The organism is Parafrankia irregularis, assembly GCF_001536285.1.
In the GTDB taxonomy this organism is placed as follows: Bacteria; Actinomycetota; Actinomycetes; order Frankiales; family Frankiaceae; genus Parafrankia; species Parafrankia irregularis.
Genome location: NZ_FAOZ01000012.1, coordinates 74551 through 92443, shown reverse-complemented (window position 1 = coordinate 92443; position 17893 = coordinate 74551). Strand labels below are relative to the sequence as shown.

Here is a 17893-nt window from a genome sequence, read left to right as displayed (position 1 = left end):
AGATAACCAGGTCCGCGATATCCCCGCAACCTGGCTCGATGTGCGGTCCTGGGCTTGCGGGCCGGGTTGGGGAGGCCGGATTCGGATATGGTTCGTCTCGTATCGTTATGGTGTGCGGGAGGTTGCGGTGAGTGGTGGGTCGTCCCGGGGTCGGCCGCGGGATCCGCAGGTCGAGGGTGTTGTGCAGACCGCGACGCGCGAGCTCCTGGAGCAAAGGGGGTTCGAGCAGACGACGATTCAGGCGGTTGCCCGTCATGCCGGTGTCGGCGCGTCGACGATCTACCGGCGGTGGCCGTCGCGGATCGAGCTGATCGAGTCGGCGATCTTTCCGGGGCTCGGGGCGCTCGTCGTCGCCCCCACGGGCGATGTGCGGGAGGATCTGCGCCGGTATGTCGCGGCTTATCGTCAGCTGTTCGGCTCGCCGGCCGCGCGGGCGGGTATCCCCGGGCTGCTCGCCGCCTACCAGGCTGAGCCGCAGCGACACGGCACGCTGGTGGAGCGGGTCGGGCAGGACGTGCGCCCCGCGTTCCGCGCAACGCTCGCCGCGGCCGCTCCGGGCACGATCGACCCGGCGGTGGATCCGGATGGTGTCATGGACCTGTTGATCGGCGCCGCCTTGTACCAGTCGTTCATCCGCCCTTTCGCCGGCCGGGCCGACGAGGCGGATGAGGCGGACGATCACTACCAGGACGACCGCGTGTGCGACCTTTTGCTGCGGGCACTGCGGCCGGACACCGGCGAACCCGCCGGTGGCCGGGCTTCCGCGACGTCGCCGAAGCCGAAGCCGAAGGCGAAAACGGAGCCGTGACCGAAGCCGAGGCTCGTCAACGCACGTAGGCGAGGCCGCCGTCTACAGGCAGGGTGATGCCGGTGATGTAGCTGGCTTCCGAGCTGGCCAGGAACACGGCGGCAGCCCCGATGTCGAGGCGCGGGTCTCCGATCCGGCGGAGCGGGACGCTGGCCGCGAGGGTGGCGGCATACTCCGGCTCGCCGGCCAGGAAACCTTCCAGCGCCGTGCTTCGGGCGAACGGCATGATGCTGTTCACGCGGATGCCGTCGGGGCCCCACTCGTTCGCGGCCGTCCGGGAGATCGCGTTCAGCGCGGCCTTCGCCGCGGCATAGGCCCCCCGCTCCGACGTGGCGGCCGCGATCGAGGCCCCGGACGAGATGTTGATGATCGACCCGCCGTTCCGCAGGTGCGGGTGGCAGAGGCGCATCAGCCGCAGCGCCGCGAGCGGCCCCGTGCGCAGCGCGAGGTCGACATCGGCGTCGTCGATCTCCAGCAGGCTGCCGTGCGGTACGAACGCGGCGTTGTTGACCAGAATGTCCAGCCGGCCGTACCCGGCGAGGGTGACCTCGACCAGGCGGTCGAGGTCATCCGGATCTCCGACGTCGCATCGTGCCACGAGCGCCTGGCTGCCCAGCGCGACGACCTCACGCCGGCACTCCTCGAGTGGGGCCACCGTCCGCCCGGCGAGGACCAGCGCAGCGCCCTCGGCCGCGAACGCCTGGGCTATGCCCCGGCCGATCCCCGCCCCCGCCCCGGTGATGATCGCGACTTTGCCGTCCAGCCTCATGAGGTCAGCGGCATCGGGCCGTGGTGGGCGACGTAGGCGAGCACGCCGGGGTCGGCACCTTCCTCGGCGGCGGTGGCGAGGGCGGCGGCGACGTCCTTGCGGAGGTACTTCGCCCCGAGCTCGGTGTAGCGGTCGAGGGAGCCGACATCGGTCATGGTGGCGATGGCGCGGGTGGCACTGCTGCAGTGCAGCAGCGCCTCGAACAGCGCGTCGGTGGCGATGCCGAGCTGCCGGCCGAGCTCTGCGGCGGCCGCGGCGGTCTGTACGTTGACGGTGAACAGCAGGTTGTTGACGAGCTTGACGCTGCTGGCGGTGCCCATGCCGCCGGTCGGCAGCACGAGCCCGTAGGTGCTCAGTGCGGGTGTCGCGCGGGCGGCGGCGGCCGGTTCGCCGCCGAGCAGGATGGTCAGCCGCCCGGCGAGGATGTCGTCCGGTGCGCCGCTGACCGGAGCGTCGAGCAGGGTCGCTCCGCGGGCGGTGGTGGCCTCGTCGAGGCGGGCGAGGAGCTTCAACCCGATGGTGGTGTGTGAGACGAGCACACTGCCCGGCTCCAACAGGGTGACCAGGCCATCCGTGCCGAGCAGCACCTCCTCGACCTGCTGCTCGTTGAACAGGCAGGAGACGACGACGGTCGCGCCTCGCACGGCGTCCGCGAGGGAGCTGGTCGTGCGCGCGCCGAGGGCGGCGAACGACTCGCGCACCTCGGGCCTGCGGGCGTGCAGGGTGACCTCGACGCCCGCGCCGAGGAGGCGCTGGACCATCGGGGCGCCCATCTGCCCGGCGCCGACGAAGGTGACCGGCCCGGCCGGCTGCCGGTCCTCGTCCGCTGGTTTGCCGTTCACGATGGAGGCGTCGGCCATCATGCTCACCTGTCTTCTCGGGGTCGGGCGGATGCCCCGCTGTCGGTGCTGGGGCGGAACAGAGCGCGGGCCTCCTCGGTGCCATCGAGGCTGCGGTTGGTGCGGTGGGTGACCTGCCAGCCGGCCGGGCCGCGGCGCAGGTGCCAGAGGTTCGCCGAGACCCGGGCCACCCAGAAGCGGTCCTGGCCGGCGTCCCAGCGGATGTTCATCGCGTAGTTCCACGCGCGTGCCTCGTCACCGTCGACCGAGACGAGTGGGGCGGTCAGCACGTGCCCGCAGCCGTTCGCGATCAGTTCCTGGTGTCCGGCGCCGTCGACCATGCCGGCGATCTGGGCGTGCCCGGTCCACACCGCGTACGGCGGCACCTCGAAGACGCCGTCGTCGGCCCAGAGCGCGGCGGCGGCCGCGGCGGATCCGCTGTCGACCGCGGGCCCGTACCGGGCGATGACCTGGCTGATCGCGACTTGGTCCTCCAGCATGCCGAGCCGGGTGGCCAGTCCTGCCACCGTCGCCCGCAGCCGCGCGAGCTCCGCGCCCTCGCCGGCGAGGCCGCTCACCGGGCCGCTGCCGGCAGCGCCGTGTCCCCGGTGGGACGGATCATGATCCGGGCTGGGCCGTTGCCGACGCGGGCGAGGTCCAGGGCTCCCGGAACTCCGTCGAGGTCGACGGCCATGCCGATCACCGGGCTCACGTCGAGGCTGCCGGCGCAGATCGCATCCAGCGTGCCGTACCAGTCCTCGGGAGCAGGGCCGCCACCGAACTGGATGCTCACGCCTTTGCGCTTGGCCACCATCGAGGAGATCCGGTCGCCTTCCGGCGGCCCGCCCGCGGACAGGATCCGGGTGCCCTGCTCGCACTGCTGGATGATCCCGTCCAGCACACCGGGGTGGCCGACGAACTCGAACGCCACGCAGTTCGGTGTCGACGGGTCGGAACCGCCGAAGGCCACCCGGCGGGCCCGGCCGCCCAGCGCCACCTCCCGCCACACCTCGTAGGGGGACTGCCGGGCCGGGTTGACCAGGTGGGTGGCTCCGAGCTCCCGCGCGGTCTCCAACCGGCCGTCGTTGTAGTCGGAGACGATGATCGTCTCGACGTCGCGGCGGCGCAGCGCCGCCACGGCGGACAGGCCGATCGCTCCGGCCCCGATGATCAGCGGAACGTCGCTCGGCGCGAGCGCGGCGCGGCGGACGTAGTACTCGCCGACGGCGAACGCGTCGGCGAGCGCCGCCTGGTCGAACGGGACGTTCTCGGGGACCGCGCGGATCAGGCTCTCGGTGAGCAGCATCAGCTCCCCGAACCCGCCGGGAGCCTCCGGGGCGCAGCCGATGATCCGCGCCGGGCCGGCCCCGAGCAGGACCGGGAGGCTGGTCACCCGGGTGCCCACGGCCAGCGTGCGCTCGGTCTCCGGCCCGTAGGCGACGATCTCGGCGACGAACTCGTGGCCCATCACGATGTCCTGGTCGGCGCGGTAGTCCCACAGCCCGCTGTCGTCGGCGGCCACCCCGTCGGGGTTGTCCATGAAGTGCAGGTCGGAGGCGCAGATCGCGCAGGACAGCACCCGCCCGAGGACCTGTCCCGGCCCCGGCACCGGATCAGCCGTCTCCCGCACCTCGATCCGGCCCCCGTACAGAACCGCCGCTCGCATACCCGCTCCTCCGCGCCTCGTCCGCCGTGCCGACCTAAATTACGATGCACATCGAATCGTAAGGAAGCAAGTGTTCGACCGATCTACCGCCCGGAGGCCGTGGAGTCCTGCTCGGTGGTCACGGCCCCCTGGACGTCCGTCGCCCCGGGCGAGGTCGGAGATCAGAAGATGGCGCGGACGTCCTGGGAGACGATGCCGGACATGCGAGCTTCCACGGAGGTGGCCCTTCGGGGCGGGTACGCGCCGTGGTCCCGTCGAGCGAAGGCATATCGCTCGTGACTCCCGGACGGGCGCTCAGCGCCTCGTCTCGTACCTGGTCAGGACCACGCCGCCGGGAAACGTCCGCGTCTCCACCAGGTTCAGGTTCACCCAGCTGTCCAAAGCGGTGAAGAACGGCGTGCCCCCGCCCGTCAGGACCGGGTAGGTGGCCAGCGCGTACTCGTCGATCAGCCCGGCCCGCATGGCCGCCCCGGCGAGCGTCGCACCGCCGATGCTCATCGGGCCGCCGTCCTCGGCCTTGAGCCGGGTGATCTCGGCGATCGCGTCGCCGGTGACCAGGCGGGTGTTCCAGTCGACCTTGTCGATCGTCGAGGAGAACACCATTTTCGGCGTGTCCCGCCAGTTCCGCGCGAACTCGATCTCCGCCGGGGTGGCGCCCGGCAACTGGTCGCCGGTCGGCCAGTAGGAGCTCATCGTCTCCCACAGCTTGCGCCCGTACAGCGCCAGGCCGCTCGCCCGGTCCTGGTCAAGCCACCACTGGAACAGCTCGTCGCTCGGCGGCCCGCCCCAGCTGATGTCGTCGCCGGCCGCCGCGATGTAGCCGTCCAGGGTCAGGTTCATGCCGTAGATCAGTTTCCGCATGGTGCCAGCCTTCCGTGAGTCGGTCCCAGACATACAGACCGGCGCGCCGCGGGAAACTCATCGGCGCGCGAGCCAGGCCCGCAGGTATTCCCCGTGCTCGGGGAAGCCGCGGCGATCGCTCGCTCGGATGCTCACCTAGGGGGCCTAGGATATTCCTAGGCCCCCTAGGCGGCGGGAGGATGCATGGTGCGAGCCGGGCTCACGGTGGTGCGGGTGACGGTCGCGGGCGCCGATCTGGCGGACGAGGTCGGGCTCGGCCAGGTGACCATGTCGCAGGTGGCTCGGCGTCTCGGGGTGAGAGACGCGAGCCTCTACACACATGTCCGCGGCCTGAAGGATCTACAGGGGCGGATCGCGCTCCTGGCGGCGGACGAGAAGTCCATCCAGATCGCGGAGGCGACCGCCGGACGGGCAGGCAGGGATGCGCTGGTCGCGTTCGCGAACGCCTGGCGGGCGTACGCGCACCGGCATCCGGGTCGCTACCTGGCCACGCAGACCCCGATCGAGATCGCCCCCGAGCTCGCCGCGCAGGCGCCTGGCCCCCGGCGCGCGGTCGCGCTGACCTACGGCATGCTGCGCGGCTACGGCCTGGCCGAACCCGACCTGACCGACGCGGTCCGGCTGCTGCGCAGCACGTTCCACGGGTTCGTCGCCCTGGAGGCCGCGGGTGGGTTCACGCACGAGCGTTCGCCCCAGCAGTCCTGGGTCCGCACCCTCGATGCCCTGCACGCCCTGCTGGAGCACTGGCCGGCGGCGACGGAAGGACACTCCTCATGACCGAACCGACCATGGGAAGCCTGCGTGTGCGCGGTGCGACCCTGCACTACGAAACACGAGGTCAGGGCCCGCTCCTGCTGCTGATTCCCGGCGGGACGGGCGGTGCCGCCGCCTTCGACGCCATCGCGGACAACCTGGCTGCCGAATACACCGTCGCCACCTACGATCCGCGCGGCATGTCCCGTAGCGTGCTGGACGACCCCGAGGCGCAGCAGCGCGTCGCCGAGCACGCCGACGACGCTTTCCGTGTGCTGCAACTGCTGTCGCCCGCGGAGCCGGTCAGGGTGTTCGGCGCCAGCTCAGGCGCCATCGTCGCCCTTGATCTGCTCTCCACTCATCCGGAGCGCATCGAGCGTGTCGTGGCACACGAGCCACCGGTCGTGGAACTCCTGCCGGACGCCGCCGAACACCGCGCTCTGATCGCCCGAGTGCAGGAAACGTTCCGGAGGCAGGGTCTCATGCCAGCGATGGCGGTGTTCGCCGCGGGACTGGAGCGGGACGGCGGCGCCGCACCGAAGGCCGAGATCGAGCTTCCGCCCCAGGCGGCGGCGCGAGCCGAGCGGACAATCGCCAACCTGCCCTATTTCGTCGGACGCATCGTGCCCAGCTTCATGTCCTATTCGCCGGACGTCCAGCGGCTGGAGTCGCTTTCCGAGCGCCTCGTGCTCGCCTGCGGCCGGGACTCCTACGGCGAGCTTCCGTATCGTGCGGCCGCCTTCCTGGCCGAGCGGCTCGGCGCGGAGCCGTGGCACTTTCCCGGCGGGCACGTCGGCCTGACCACGCACCCCGCCGAGTTCAGCGAACTACTGCGGAAGGCTCTCGTGCCCAGGTGATTTCGGCTTCTGTCTGACTGTTGTTGGCGAATCGAAATCGCTGGTCTTCCCCACCCGTTTCAGACCAGGCGGTGGCCGCCGTCGATGTGCAGCACGGAACCGGTCATGAACTCGTTGCACAGAACGGCGAGGTAGGCCTGCGCGAGGTCCGCCGGGGTGCCGATTCGTCCGGCCGGGAGGCGGTGCGCCATCGCCGCGAGCGCGGCTGACCGGTCGACACCGGCGAGTGTGTCCCAGACCGGGGTGTCGACCCAGCCGGGGGAGACCACGTTGACGCGGATCGGCGCGAGTTCGAGGGCGAGCGCGTAGGCGAGGGATTCCAGTGCCCCGTTCGCGGCGGCGACGACCGAGCCACTGACCGACGGCCGGTAGGCGGCGATGCCGGAGGTGAAGGTGAGGGAGCCGCCTGGGAGCAGGTACGGAGCGCAGTGTTTGGCCACCAGCCAGGGGCCGAGCACCTTCGTACCGAGAAAGCCCTGAGCGCCCTCGACGCCGATCGTGGCGATCGGCCCGCTGGCGCCCGTCCCGTCGGCGGCGGTTGTGATGACGTGCTGGACGGGCCCCGCTTCCTGGAAAAGCCGCTCGACGTCGCTCTCCCGGGAGATGTCCGCCGCAGCGGTGCGGACAAGTGCTCCCGAATGGTCGAGGGCGCCCAGCCTGCGGGAGGCGGCAGCCAGCCGGCTGCCGGAACGCGACACCACGGTCACCTCGGTGCCCGCGCGTACCAGTGCCTGCGCGAGCCCAAGCCCGATCCCGGAGCTACCTCCGATGATCAACACCGGTCCGTGAGGCGTGGGCGTGGGCTGGCTGGATGGGGCCGGGTTGGCGGGCGGGGTCGGGGCGGAGGCCGAAGTCGTCATGACGCCCAGACTGGCGACCGACCGCCGGCCCGACGAGACCGTGCTGAACCCGGTGATGCCGTTCCAGGGTGTGACAGGGCCAGGTAACGGGCCCGGCCGGCAGGCCGTGGGCTGACACAATCGATCGATGACCGACGACCACGGGATGGGAGCCTTCCTGCGGGATCGGCGGGCCCGGGTCCAGCCGACCGACGTCGGGCTTCCCGGCGGGCCGGGCCGTCGGCGCACCCGCGGTCTTCGGCGGGAGGAGTTGGCGGCGCTGGCCGGGGTGAGTGTCGACTACTACACCCGGATCGAGCAGGGCCGTGAGACCGCGCCGAGCGACGCGGTGATCGAATCGCTCGCCCGTGCACTGCGCCTCGACGACCACGAGCGGGCGTACCTGTTCACCCTGGCCGACAACGCGGCCCACCGGGCACCCCGGCAGCCGGTGACGCCCAGCAGCGTCGTCCGGCCCGGCCTGGCTCAGCTGCTGGAGTCGGTGCGGACGAACCCGGCGTTCGTCCTCAGCCAGCTCAACGACGTCCTGGCCGCGAACCCGGAGGGCCTGGCCCTGCTGGCCGGGATCGAACGGTGGCCGGTGGGGCGGCGCAACCTCATCCGCTACGTCTTCGGGGACCCGAATGCCAGGACGGTCTTCGTCGACTGGGAGCGGACCGCCCGCAACACCGTCGCCCACCTGCGCGCGGTCAGCGCCACGAGCCTGTACGCGGCGGACCTGACCGCGCTGGTGGAGGAGCTATCCGCCAGCAGCGCGGAGTTCGCCGAGTTGTGGCGGACCTATGACGTGCGGGTCAAGACGGGTTCCGAGATCCGGTTCCGGCATCCGGCCGTCGGCGAGTTCAGCCTCCGCTCGGAGATCCTTGGGCCCGGCCCGGACGGTCAGCGTTTCGTCGTCTACCAGGCTTCGCCCGGCAGCCGCGACCAGGACGCTCTCGTCCTGCTGGCCATGACGATCGACGGCGGCAGCGGCGAGCGCGTCACCAGCTGAGACCGGACCTGTGTCGGGTCAGTGGACGAGCCCCTGGTACCCCCAGCGGGGGGTGGCGCCGGGATCGCCCAGGTCGGTTCCGACGGGATCCTGGGAAACCTCCTGGGCGATGGCGGTGCCCCACTCGAAGTACTCCATGAGTGTCGTGGCCAGCTCCGGCCGGGCGGGTAGAACCTCGCCGATCGCGTCGGCCATCAGGTCCAGCCAGCGTTGGCGGTGCTCGTCGCGGATGCCGAGGCCGAGATGGCTGCGCAGCAGTGCCTGATGCCCGCCGAGGTGGGCGGAGAAGTCCGCCGGGCCCCCGAAGACCTCTCCCAGCCAGACGGCGACATGGTCGAGGTGGGTGGGTGTGAAGTGCGCGAACACGGGTGCGAGCACCTCGTCCGCGAGCACCCGGTCGTAGAACGCCCCGGACAGTCGCCGTAGGCCGTCGAGTCCGCCGACGTCGTCGTAAAGCGAGGAGCTCATTGTTTCCTCCAGAGGGACGGCTGTTGCCAGCCTCCCGGAAGTCCTGACGGACCGGAACGACTTTCGCCGGTCGCGGATTCGCCGCGGGCGAACGACCACGGGCCCAGCGGTTGTTCCGGGTTCGGCCGATGAGCCGATAAGCCGATGAGCCGATCTGATCAGCTGATTAGCTGATGACGAGACAACCTGTTGAGGAGGTCCGGTGGCCGACGAGGCGCTGGTCGATGTCGACGGCAACGTCATGGTCATAACGCTGAACCGGCCGGCGGTGCGCAACGCGTTCAACCGCGCGGCCAGCCAGGCGGCGGCGGACGCGTTCCGGGAGTTCGACGCCCGCCCCGATCTGAGAGTGGCCGTGCTGACCGGCGCGGGCGGCACCTTCTCCTCCGGCCAGGACCTCAGGGCATTCGCCGACGGCGAGGCCGCCGAGGTCGAAGGTGGGCTGGCCGGCATCACCGACTCGCCTCCGCGCAAGCCGGTGATCGCGGCCGTCGAGGGCTATGCCCTGGCCGGCGGTTTCGAGGTCGCGCTCGCCTGCGATCTGATCACGGCGGCATCCGACGCGGTTTTCGGCCTGCCCGAGGTGCGCCGTGGCCTGGTCTCCGGAGCCGGCGGTCTGCTGCGGCTGTCCAGACGCATCCCGTACCACACCGCGATGCGTCTCGCCCTCACCGGCGCGACGCTGCCCGCCCCGCAGGCCTATGAGTACGGCCTGGTCAGCACCCTCACCGAGCCGGGTGAGGCACTGGAGGCTGCGCTGGACCTCGCTGCCGAGATCGCGGCCAACGCTCCGCTGGCCGTCATCGGCAGCAAGGAGGTCGTCGCCGGATCAGCGCAGTGGAGCGCCGACGAGGCCTGGCAGAGGCAGCGGACGATCATGAAGCGGGCCGCCCGGTCCGCCGACGCCCGTGAAGGCGCGATCGCCTTCACGCAGAAGCGCCCGCCGATCTGGCGCGGCGAATAGCAGGCGCTGTGACGTCCCGGACGGCCGGTGTTTCGTCGAATCAGAAGATGGTTCCGACGTCCTGGGTGACGATGCGGGACATGCTGTGTTCGGCGAGGGCGGCGATGGTCATGGACGGGTTGCATGCGCCGGTGGAGCCGGGGATGCGGGCGCCGTCGAGGACGTAGAGGCCGCGGTGGCCGACGACGCGGCCGGTCAGGTCGACGGCTGATCCCATGGGGACGCCGCCAAGGGCGTGCCAGGTCGAGTTCTCGGTCAGGTTGGTGTCGATCATGACGCCGCCGCCGGTGAGGGCGAGGCCGGTCATGCGCGCGGAGATCAGGGTCTGTAGTGCGGTGTCGGCGCCGACGGGCCAGGTCAGGACGGCGTCGTCCGTGGCCGTGTCGTAGGCCCAGGTGCCGACGGCGGGGACGATGCCGAAGCCGACGACGGTCATCAGCCGCTGGATTCCGGCGATCAGGGGTGGCGCCCCGGCGTGGATGATCTTCAGGGGGATCGGGCTGGTCGTGTCGGTGGCGCCGACGCAGGCCGGGCCGCCCTGGACGGCGCCGGGGTCCTGCCACATCCCGATCCATTCGTAGATGCGGTCGCCGTTGTTGCCCCACTGGGTGCCGACGGAGTCCGGCAGGTTCGGGATGAGGTTCTTGGCCTTTCGCCTTGACGAGCAGCCGGGTCGTGCCGGGGGAGCCGGCGTTGAGGAAGACCGCGCCCGCGGTGATGATCTTGCGTTCCTGGACGGTGCCGGTGGTGTCGATCCGGTCGACGGTCAGGGTCCATTTGTTGTTGGCGGCGAGGGCGATGTCGCGGACGATGTGCAGTGGTTGCACGGTCACCTTGCCGGTGGCTTCGGCGGCGGCGAGGTAGGTGACGTCGATGGAGTGTTTTCCGCCGTTGTTCACGCCGAAGGCGATGTCGCTGTTGGTGTAGGCGGGGTTGTAGGTGCCGTTGAGCTCGCCGCGTACGTAGTTCCAGTCGACGGGCAGCGGTACTTTGAAGGTTTTCAGTCCGAGGTTGCGGGGGGCGACGTCCAGGAAGATTCTGGAGGATTTGTAGGGTGCCGCGTTGAGGACGTCGTCGGGGACGGTGGAGACTCCGAGCATTGATGCGACGGTGGGGTACCATTTGCTGTTGAGTTCGTCGTACAGGCCGGCGGCCATGGGCATGGAGCGGGTGAAGTCGGATCTGGATGGCTGCAGCGTCATGCCGTGGTACATGAGTGAGCCGCCGCCGACCGCGGCGCCGCAGTTGACGACCATGTTGTTGCCTTTGATGACCTCGAGTACGCCGGTGTAGAGGGGCCAGGTCTGGTTGGCGCCGCCGGTGAGGCTCGCGATGCTCGGCAGTGGGGGTGTGGGGGAGAGCCAGGCCGACCGGTTGTCGAGGTTCGCGAGGGTGGCGAAGGTGTTCGAGTTCGGTCCGGTCGGCCATCGCAGGCCGCGTTCGAGGACGAGTGTGGGTACCCCGGCCTTGGCGAGGCGCAGTGCGGTCACCCCGCCGCCGAAGCCGGTGCCTACGACCACCGCCCGTGCGCTGACCTCGGTTGTCGTCACCGCTCGTGCCGGTGACGCGCTGGCGACCAGGCCGCCGAACGCGGCCGTGCCGACACCTACGGCCGCGGCCCCGACGAACTTCCGCCGGCTGAGGCCGGTGGAGTCACCCGGAACGGTGGTCTCGGGTAACTGTGCTGCTGTGCTGGGCATTTTGCTCTCCGTGTGCATAGAGTTGTTGCGTTCCGTCGCCGTGTGGGCGGAACGTAAGGTACCTTTTGTTGCGAGCTCGTTCGTACGATGAGTGCTGTTCTCGTGTCGACGTCCGAGGATGGGTGTCGACGCACGAGAAAGGCGGGATGCGCCTCGGTGCTCCTGCTCGCTCAATGCGGCAGGTATTCTTCGCGGGTCGTCGCCGATATGCGATGGGACGTATCGGAGAGTTGTCGGATCGTGCGCGCTCGGAATGGGCGGCCAGGTCTGGCGGGCAGTGCCAGGTGGGCGCCGCCCCGGGGCCGGTGGTGGTGGCAGTCGGCAGTCAATGAGCCCGGTCTGTCTCAGGCCTCGCAATCAGGGGCGTCGCAATCAGGGGCGTCGCGAGTTGACGTTGACGAAGGAAAATGGCTCGTTCGCGACCCGATCGTGGCCAGGCCCGTCGGTCAACTTGTCCATTATGTATAGAAGATTCGCATGCGGGAGATTTTTAACACGCGATCAGGATGATAGACAAGTGTCCTCGTTGGAGACGCTCGAGAATCGGTAAACCGGTTTTCTTATCGCATATATTGGATAATTTCTGGGCGTCAAGGGGGTGTAGCAATATCGCGAAAGGCGGCGGGGCCCGGGCCACCGGCATCGGCCGGGTGGCCCGTGTCCATTCGCCGCCTGGCTACCCCCAGGGATCCGGCACCGTCCCGCCGTGTCTGCAATTCACTCGAGAAAATTGCTTGACGCTCGGCAAGGGCGGAGGATTTTGGCTGTCCGAACGACCAAAAGCCTCCACTCTTGCTTGGCGGCAACCATCCGCAGTCCGAACGGTGCAGTCCGTGACGGCGTGGTCAGGGTGTGCCGGCAGCAGGACCGGCCGCGGCGGCCAGACCGGCCTCGGCCAGGAGGGCGCCCCACCGGGTGCGCACAGCCGCGGAGATCTCGGCGGCGTCACGTCCGCTGCCGGTGGCGAGCAGCCGGCCCCCGGAGTCGGCCATGGCGTCGCCCAGCGGGGCGAGCTCGTCGAGGTGGCCCTGCAGCACCTCCCGGTTGGCCTCGTCGGCGAGCAGAAACCTGGTCAGCGCGGCGGTCCACCGCCAGCCGCGCTGGGCGTCGATCCACAGGTTCTCCAGGATCAGCGCGTCCAGCCGGGCACCGGCCTCGGCGCACTGCCTGCCGAGCTCGCTCAGCGTCAGCAGGTCGGCGACCGGTTTCACGACGAGGTTGGTGACGACGAAGGCACGGTCCCAGTCGAACTCGACAAGTGCGAGCTCGACCGCACGGCGGATCGGCTGCCAGTCGTCGGCGCCCTCCCAGGCCTGGCGCTCCCCGGTCGCGAACCCGGCCCGCGGATGGGCCGACCGCAGCTGGGTCGTGCGACAGGCGGTGAGCTGCACGCGGCGCAGCTGGTCCGCGGTCTGGAACGCGGCGCAGTTCGCGACATAGCTGCTGGACGCGAGCTGCTGCAGGTAGGCGGAGAGCATCTGCTGGCCGTGCGCCAGGTAGCGGCTCGGCGCCAGGGCCCGCCGTAGCAGGGCGACGGCCTCGGAGCCGAGCGCCGCGTCGTGCTCCTCCCGCTCGAACTGCTCCAGCAGGCCTTCGACGTAGGTCTCCTGATCGTCCTGCTGCGCGACGTACTTGCCGTAGGTCATCGCGTCCGGGTCGCGGAAGGCGTCCCAGTCGGCGCAGCGCAGCCTCGTCGCGTCCCGGTGCTCGCGCAGCCACACGTTGCCATGGACGTCCGGGCCCATCTCCAGCGGCACGGGGCGCCCGGTGGTGTGGTTGAGGCCGTGGGTGAGGATCTCGTACTCGGTCGGGCGCCGGCCGAGGTTCCCGAACGCGCTCCAGGTCTTCAGCGCGCGCTGGCGCGAGCGTGGGGTGGCCTGGGGATTCGTCATCGCTGATCTCCTGGGGTGGCGGCGCCGCGCTGGTTGTAGAACCACAGGTACTCGTCGTCGCGGGTCTTCAGCCTTCCCCGGAACGACGGCATGTCGATCTCGAGCTCGGCGAGCCGGCAGGGCTGGCCGAGGCATGCCTGCAGGCTCGCCTGGGTCAGCCGGCAGGTGCCGAGCGTGTGGACCCGGACGTAGTCGTCGCGGTCGAGGACGAGGACGTCCGAGCCGGGATTGTCGAGGGCGACCGCCTCGATGACCGCCTCGGCGAGGTTGCCGGCCCGGATCACCGGGCCGACGAGGTCCGGCGAGGCTTCGGCGTCGGGCGTCATCTCGAGTATCGCCATCTGGGTGCCAATCCTTCTGTCGGACGGAGCGTGTGCGGGCTGTGGGGCAGGGCGAGCATGCGGCCGGCGGTCGGCTAGCGGGCCTGTGCGGGTTCCGTCGGGGCTGGCTGCGCGCCGGAACGGGTGCGGGAGCAGAGCCGGACCTGGATCACGCCGGACTCGTCGATCCGCACGTCATGACGGGTCAGGCGGCTTCCCCGGGGGTTGATGCTCTCGCCGGTGCGCGCGTCGAACTGCCACTCGTGGGCGCTGCAGGTCAGCACGCCGCCGGCCAGCTCCCCGTCGACGAGGGAGATGCTCTGGTGCGGGCAGGCGCCGTCGTAAGCGCGGATCTCCCCGTCGACCCTGAGTAGGAGCACCTCGTCGGCGCCGACGTCGAACGCCTCCATCTCGCCGTCCCAGAGGCTGTCGGTGTCGACCAGGTCGACGAAGCCGTCGCCCGGCTCAGGCATGGACGGCGCCCGGCTCGGCGGTGGGGAGCTTCGACTCCCGGAACCGGACGTCGATCCACTGCAGCGGCAGGATCTGGTGCTCGACGATGACCTGGCCGAAGGTCGCGGCCGGGTCGAGGACCCGGCCGTCGAGCAGAACCTCGTACCCGGGCTCGGTGGCGGGCCGGGCGACGCGGCGCCCGACGCTGTGGACCGCCACCTTCGCGGCCACCTCGTCCAGGGTGTCCTCGGTGTCGACGGCGACGAGATGCGGGACGAAGTCGCCGACGAACCGGCCGGTGATCGGAAACGCTGCCATGCGGACATCCCTTCGGATTTCTGGCGTTCGGCCTGGAGGTCGGCCTGGCGTTCGGCCTGGAGGTCGACCATCCTGGCCGGTTTTCCGGGGAGATCCCGGTCAGTCGGATTCGGTGCCGGCGTAGTCCTTCGCCCAGGCGTAGTTGTAGACGTCCTCGCCCATCACCTCGGGGGTGATGCCCATGTACGCCAGCCCACCGGTGAGGTCGGGTGGCAGGATCTGGCCGTCGATGAACCGGTCGACGATGTTCTGATGGCCGGCGTAACGTTCCGGGTCCTGCTCGAAGCACCATTTCGAGACCGCGTGGTCGAAATGGTAAAGACGGCCCCGGTAGACCAGCTGGTGCGGGGCCAGGTCATGCCGGGACGCGGCGGAGCCGAGCGGCAGCTGGGTCAGGTTGCACAGTGACGGCAGGGTCTCGGGAAGGGTCTGTTCCATCGAGCCGTCGTTGACATTCCTGATGATCTCGTCCCACAGGACGCCCCAGTTCTCCTCCCACGTGGGATATTTCTCGTTCAGCCAGGCCCGCTCGTCCTTGGAGACCCCGGCATTGGGCCGCCAGAACAGCGTCGGGCGCCAGAACCAGGTCCCGATGTGCATGGCGTGGTGGCCGTTCTCCAGCGAGTGCAGGAAATCATCCCAGTACCACGGCTTCTTCAGCCCGTAGTCCTCCAGAACCCGCTCGTGGTGGTTCACGATCCACTCGAGCATGAACTCCTTGAACGACATCTTGCGCTGGTCGAGCGGCGTGTAGTAGTCCATCGCGGGGCCGGTCAGGGTCTGGAACAGCCGGGTCGACCGCCAGAAGGCGACGTCGAGTGCCTTCTGGGCCCGCTCGGGGTCGTGCTCCATGAGCACGGCCAGCGTCGGGAAGCCCTGCTGTGCGTGCCGGGCCTCGTCGGTCTGGATCGAGGACAGCAGGTTCGACCAGTTGATGTCGCCGGCCGCCATCGCGTCGGCGGCCAGGGCGACGAACTGGATGTTGGTGAATCCGTGTTCGACGGTGAGGCTGGTCGCGAGTGCGGCTTCGACGCAGTCCGCGTTGAGCATCACGTCGTCGAAGAAGTTCTTCACGGCCAGTACGCCCCACTCGTTGGTGTGGAACGCCTTCTGGGTCCAGTCGAACCGCTGGTCGTGCCGGAGCAGGTTGTGTGCGAAGCGCATGTCCAGCTGGGTGTGCCGGGTTTCGTCGAGCATGCCGAAGACGCCGAGGTTGCGCCACCGGGGCGTGGGTGCGAACCGGCAGAACCGGCTCTGCATGGTGACCGCCATGTGCTCCACCATGCAGGTCGTGCCCATGTGCAGCTGGGAGGCGGCGACGTGGGCCGGGTCGAGCTTCTCGTAGGTGGCGGATCGCAGCAGCGCATTGCTGACCGCCTTGACGCCCGCCTCCTTCTCGCGCTGGATCCGGACGTAGTCGCGGTAGGAGACCCGGAACGGCTCGTCCCACGCCTGCCAGGCCTCGGCCGGAATGCCCTGGGCGCCTGACCACCGGGTCGGGAACGCCACCTCGGGGTCGACATAGGACAGGGTCCACTCCAGGTCGCGAGAGGTGTCGTACCAGTCGTCACGATTCAGCGGCATCGGCGCGATTCCTCCAGGTGGACGACATCCAGGCCGCCCGGCGCGCGCGGCCTTCCCGGGCGCATGGCTACCGCTTGCTCCACAGCACGAAGACGCCCGGTTCAGCCGGGCGGGCCGTGCGGTGAATGCGCCTGGACGAGCGGATCTTAGACGCGCGGTCCGGCCGCTGGCCGGCATTTGCCGAATCCGCCGGACGGATACTCGCTCAGTACATCTCGAACCGAGAACTCGGCGACCGTTTTGGCCGTTTCAGGTTGTGGGCCCAGGTAATCCCCTCCCTGGTCGGAGGTGTCGGGGTGTCTGGTGTCTGGTGTCTGGTGTCCGGTGTCTGGCGGCGGCCGGTTCGACCGCGGATGTTGACGTCGATCTCGATATCGAGAACGATGTCGGCCTGCGGTGCTGACAGGAGATCCAGGTGGGAGGCAGCGTGACCGACGCCGACGACGCCGCCGCGATCATGGCGGTGCAGAACTCCTATGCGATCGCCATCGACCGCCGGGACTGGGTGGCGCTGCGTGCCTGCTTCGCGCCCGACGCCACGATCAGCTTCGGCATGCGGCTCCAGGTGGGAACCCTGGACGAGTTCATGGCCTGGGCCGCCGACTTCCACGACCCTCTCGGCCCGACACTGCATCAGATCTCCACGCACCATGTGGAGTTCCAGGCATCAGCCGCGGTCGCCGCGGCGTCGTGCTACCTGCACGCGGTCCTGGTGGACGCGGCGCGCGGTTCAGCCACCTCCGTATTCGGCCGGTACGACGACGAGTTCGTCCGGAGGCACGATCACTGGGAGATACGGCGGCGGCGCTTCCGCCCGACCTGGCTCTCGACGTCCGTCGCGGCGGGAGGCCCGCGGGCATGACGCATGGGTCGGTTCGGCCGGGCCACGGGCCTGTTCGGCTGGGAGTGGTGCTCCCACAGGCGGAGATCCGTCCGAGCGACCCGCGTGCGGTACGACGTTTCGTCGAGCACGTCGAAGAGCTCGGATTCGATCATCTGATCGCCTACGACCACGTGCTCGGCGCGGACTCGCAGAGCCGCCCGGGCTGGACCGGCCACTACGACCACCGGACGCCGTTCCTCGAGCCGCTGACCCTGTTCGCGTATCTCGGCGCCACCAGCTCCCTCGAGCTCGTCACCGGGGTCCTCGTCCTGCCACAGCGGCAGACGGCGCTCGTGGCCAAGCAGGCGGCGACCGTCGACCTGCTTCTCGACGGCCGGCTGCGTCTCGGCGTCGGCATCGGGTGGAACGAGGTGGAGTACGAAGGCCTCGGCGTGTCGTTCCGTTCGCGCGCCGCCCGTCTGGAGGAGCAGATCGGTCTGCTGCGCCAGCTGTGGACCCAGCCCGTGGTGGATCACCGGGGTCGGTTCGACATCATCGACCGCGCCGGCGTCGAGCCCCTGCCGGTCCAGCGACCGATTCCGATCTGGATCGGATGTGGTGACGCGCCCACCGCACTTGAACGGGTGGGCCGGGTCGCCGACGGCTGGATGCCCCATCCCGCGCTCGGCGGCGGCAGCCGGCTCGCCGCGGCGTGGACGGCGGTGCGCGCCGCGGCGGAACGGGCCGGCCGAGACCCGGCAACCCTCGGTCTGCAGGGGCAGGTACGGCTGACCCCCGGCAGCCTGAACGACGTGACGCCCAGGATCGACCGCTGGATCGAACTGGGCGCCACCCACGTGGCCCTCAACACCCTGGAGGCGGGGCTCACCTGGCCGGCCGACCACCACGACCTCTACACGCGGATCGCGCAAACCTGGCAGGCCCGGTAGCACCGGTCAGGGCCGGT

Annotated in this window: 19 protein-coding genes and 1 pseudogene; 7 read left to right on the top strand and 13 right to left on the bottom strand. The window is 70.0% G+C overall.

Annotated features, from left to right (window positions below; all coding sequences use genetic code 11):
* Nucleotides 1–181 precede the first annotated feature (181 nt).
* Entirely contained in the window at nucleotides 182–808 is a 627-nt protein-coding gene (locus tag AWX74_RS19645; RefSeq protein WP_242666322.1) for a TetR/AcrR family transcriptional regulator, read from the top strand.
* A 16-nt stretch (nucleotides 809–824) separates the two neighbouring features.
* Here the strand turns inward: AWX74_RS19645 and AWX74_RS19640 are convergent, their stop codons facing one another.
* The 5 genes from AWX74_RS19640 to AWX74_RS19615 all read right to left on the bottom strand — a co-directional run bounded on the left by AWX74_RS19640 (nucleotide 825) and on the right by AWX74_RS19615 (nucleotide 4943).
* On the bottom strand, nucleotides 825–1577 hold the full coding sequence (locus tag AWX74_RS19640) for an SDR family NAD(P)-dependent oxidoreductase (RefSeq protein ID WP_091278826.1): 753 nt from the start codon (nucleotides 1575–1577) through the stop codon (nucleotides 825–827).
* Nucleotides 1574–2440 carry an NAD(P)-dependent oxidoreductase gene (locus AWX74_RS19635; protein ID WP_091278823.1) on the bottom strand — a complete coding sequence of 289 codons (867 nt, stop codon included), beginning with the start codon at nucleotides 2438–2440 and terminating at the stop codon, nucleotides 1574–1576. The genes AWX74_RS19640 and AWX74_RS19635 overlap by 4 nt, the downstream gene beginning before the upstream one ends.
* Before the next feature lie 2 nt (nucleotides 2441–2442).
* Nucleotides 2443–2994 (bottom strand): nuclear transport factor 2 family protein, encoded by a 552-nt coding sequence (locus AWX74_RS19630; RefSeq protein ID WP_242666321.1) that lies wholly within the window; start codon nucleotides 2992–2994, stop codon nucleotides 2443–2445.
* Entirely contained in the window at nucleotides 2991–4082 is a 1092-nt protein-coding gene (locus tag AWX74_RS19625) for a zinc-binding dehydrogenase (RefSeq protein WP_091278819.1), read from the bottom strand. The genes AWX74_RS19630 and AWX74_RS19625 overlap by 4 nt, the downstream gene beginning before the upstream one ends.
* A 294-nt stretch (nucleotides 4083–4376) precedes the next feature.
* Nucleotides 4377–4943, bottom strand: coding sequence for a dihydrofolate reductase family protein (locus tag AWX74_RS19615; RefSeq protein WP_091278813.1), 567 nt, complete (start codon nucleotides 4941–4943; stop codon nucleotides 4377–4379).
* A gap of 183 nt (nucleotides 4944–5126) precedes the next feature.
* On the opposite strand from AWX74_RS19615, the gene AWX74_RS19610 reads away from it, so the two are divergent.
* Together AWX74_RS19610 and AWX74_RS19605 are read left to right on the top strand one after the other, a co-directional pair.
* Complete coding sequence (locus AWX74_RS19610; protein WP_091278810.1) at nucleotides 5127–5720, top strand: TetR/AcrR family transcriptional regulator; 594 nt, start codon at nucleotides 5127–5129, stop codon at nucleotides 5718–5720.
* Nucleotides 5717–6553, top strand: coding sequence for an alpha/beta fold hydrolase (locus tag AWX74_RS19605; protein ID WP_091278806.1), 837 nt, complete (start codon nucleotides 5717–5719; stop codon nucleotides 6551–6553). The genes AWX74_RS19610 and AWX74_RS19605 overlap by 4 nt, the downstream gene beginning before the upstream one ends.
* Before the next feature lie 59 nt (nucleotides 6554–6612).
* On the opposite strand, the gene AWX74_RS19600 is transcribed toward AWX74_RS19605, so the two are convergent.
* A complete protein-coding gene (locus AWX74_RS19600; RefSeq protein ID WP_242666320.1) occupies nucleotides 6613–7332 on the bottom strand; it encodes an SDR family oxidoreductase in 720 nt (239 codons plus the stop codon).
* Nucleotides 7333–7540: 208 nt separating this feature from the next.
* Between AWX74_RS19600 and AWX74_RS19595 the strand changes: the two genes are divergently transcribed.
* On the top strand, nucleotides 7541–8404 hold the full coding sequence (locus tag AWX74_RS19595) for a helix-turn-helix transcriptional regulator (protein WP_091278803.1): 864 nt from the start codon (nucleotides 7541–7543) through the stop codon (nucleotides 8402–8404).
* A gap of 18 nt (nucleotides 8405–8422) precedes the next feature.
* Here the strand turns inward: AWX74_RS19595 and AWX74_RS19590 are convergent, their stop codons facing one another.
* Nucleotides 8423–8872, bottom strand: a complete 450-nt coding sequence (locus AWX74_RS19590) for a group II truncated hemoglobin (protein WP_091278799.1) — start codon at nucleotides 8870–8872, stop codon at nucleotides 8423–8425.
* Between the two features lie 202 nt (nucleotides 8873–9074).
* Here AWX74_RS19590 and AWX74_RS19585 point away from each other — a divergent pair, with 202 nt between their 5' ends.
* Nucleotides 9075–9836 (top strand): crotonase/enoyl-CoA hydratase family protein, encoded by a 762-nt coding sequence (locus tag AWX74_RS19585; RefSeq protein ID WP_091278796.1) that lies wholly within the window; start codon nucleotides 9075–9077, stop codon nucleotides 9834–9836.
* Nucleotides 9837–9876: 40 nt separating this feature from the next.
* On the opposite strand, the pseudogene AWX74_RS19580 reads toward AWX74_RS19585, so the two are convergent.
* The 6 genes and pseudogenes from AWX74_RS19580 to isoA all read right to left on the bottom strand — a co-directional run bounded on the left by AWX74_RS19580 (nucleotide 9877) and on the right by isoA (nucleotide 16103).
* Nucleotides 9877–11536, bottom strand: a pseudogene (locus tag AWX74_RS19580) (GMC oxidoreductase).
* 845 nt (nucleotides 11537–12381) lie between these two features.
* A complete protein-coding gene (locus tag AWX74_RS19575; RefSeq protein ID WP_114476399.1) occupies nucleotides 12382–13428 on the bottom strand; it encodes a ferritin family protein in 1047 nt (348 codons plus the stop codon).
* Nucleotides 13425–13769: an MmoB/DmpM family protein gene (locus tag AWX74_RS19570; protein WP_083749887.1), complete on the bottom strand. Its 345-nt coding sequence runs from the start codon at nucleotides 13767–13769 to the stop codon at nucleotides 13425–13427. Before AWX74_RS19570 ends, AWX74_RS19575 begins: the two co-directional genes overlap by 4 nt.
* 74 nt (nucleotides 13770–13843) lie before the next feature.
* Nucleotides 13844–14221, bottom strand: a complete 378-nt coding sequence (locus AWX74_RS19565; RefSeq protein WP_091278794.1) for a Rieske 2Fe-2S domain-containing protein — start codon at nucleotides 14219–14221, stop codon at nucleotides 13844–13846.
* The gene (locus AWX74_RS19560; protein ID WP_091278791.1) at nucleotides 14214–14519 is read right to left on the bottom strand and encodes a toluene-4-monooxygenase system B family protein; all 306 of its coding nucleotides are present in this window, start codon (nucleotides 14517–14519) and stop codon (nucleotides 14214–14216) included. The genes AWX74_RS19565 and AWX74_RS19560 overlap by 8 nt, the downstream gene beginning before the upstream one ends.
* Nucleotides 14520–14618: 99 nt before the next feature.
* Complete coding sequence (isoA, locus tag AWX74_RS19555) at nucleotides 14619–16103, bottom strand: isoprene monooxygenase oxygenase subunit alpha (protein WP_091278788.1); 1485 nt, start codon at nucleotides 16101–16103, stop codon at nucleotides 14619–14621.
* 415 nt (nucleotides 16104–16518) lie between these two features.
* Here isoA and AWX74_RS19550 point away from each other — a divergent pair, with 415 nt between their 5' ends.
* Both AWX74_RS19550 and AWX74_RS19545 read left to right on the top strand, forming a co-directional pair.
* Nucleotides 16519–16965 carry a nuclear transport factor 2 family protein gene (locus tag AWX74_RS19550; RefSeq protein ID WP_114476398.1) on the top strand — a complete coding sequence of 149 codons (447 nt, stop codon included), beginning with the start codon at nucleotides 16519–16521 and terminating at the stop codon, nucleotides 16963–16965.
* On the top strand, nucleotides 16962–17876 hold the full coding sequence (locus AWX74_RS19545) for an LLM class F420-dependent oxidoreductase (RefSeq protein WP_091278785.1): 915 nt from the start codon (nucleotides 16962–16964) through the stop codon (nucleotides 17874–17876). Before AWX74_RS19550 ends, AWX74_RS19545 begins: the two co-directional genes overlap by 4 nt.
* Nucleotides 17877–17893 lie beyond the last annotated feature (17 nt).

Bases quoted from the DNA above. Each gene is read 5' to 3' on its own strand.
- AWX74_RS19595 (WP_091278803.1), top strand. From the start codon at position 7,541: ATGACCGACGACCACGGGATGGGAGCCTTCCTGCGGGATCGGCGGGCC.
- AWX74_RS19545 (WP_091278785.1), top strand. From the start codon at position 16,962: ATGACGCATGGGTCGGTTCGGCCGGGCCACGGGCCTGTTCGGCTGGGA.
- AWX74_RS19560 (WP_091278791.1), bottom strand. From the start codon at position 14,519: ATGGCAGCGTTTCCGATCACCGGCCGGTTCGTCGGCGACTTCGTCCCG.
- AWX74_RS19570 (WP_083749887.1), bottom strand. From the start codon at position 13,769: ATGGCGATACTCGAGATGACGCCCGACGCCGAAGCCTCGCCGGACCTC.
- AWX74_RS19605 (WP_091278806.1), top strand. From the start codon at position 5,717: ATGACCGAACCGACCATGGGAAGCCTGCGTGTGCGCGGTGCGACCCTG.
- isoA (WP_091278788.1), bottom strand. From the start codon at position 16,103: ATGCCGCTGAATCGTGACGACTGGTACGACACCTCTCGCGACCTGGAG.
- AWX74_RS19610 (WP_091278810.1), top strand. From the start codon at position 5,127: ATGGTGCGAGCCGGGCTCACGGTGGTGCGGGTGACGGTCGCGGGCGCC.
- AWX74_RS19565 (WP_091278794.1), bottom strand. From the start codon at position 14,221: ATGCCTGAGCCGGGCGACGGCTTCGTCGACCTGGTCGACACCGACAGC.
- AWX74_RS19615 (WP_091278813.1), bottom strand. From the start codon at position 4,943: ATGCGGAAACTGATCTACGGCATGAACCTGACCCTGGACGGCTACATC.
- AWX74_RS19640 (WP_091278826.1), bottom strand. From the start codon at position 1,577: ATGAGGCTGGACGGCAAAGTCGCGATCATCACCGGGGCGGGGGCGGGG.
- AWX74_RS19635 (WP_091278823.1), bottom strand. From the start codon at position 2,440: ATGATGGCCGACGCCTCCATCGTGAACGGCAAACCAGCGGACGAGGAC.
- AWX74_RS19575 (WP_114476399.1), bottom strand. From the start codon at position 13,428: ATGACGAATCCCCAGGCCACCCCACGCTCGCGCCAGCGCGCGCTGAAG.
- AWX74_RS19625 (WP_091278819.1), bottom strand. From the start codon at position 4,082: ATGCGAGCGGCGGTTCTGTACGGGGGCCGGATCGAGGTGCGGGAGACG.
- AWX74_RS19590 (WP_091278799.1), bottom strand. From the start codon at position 8,872: ATGAGCTCCTCGCTTTACGACGACGTCGGCGGACTCGACGGCCTACGG.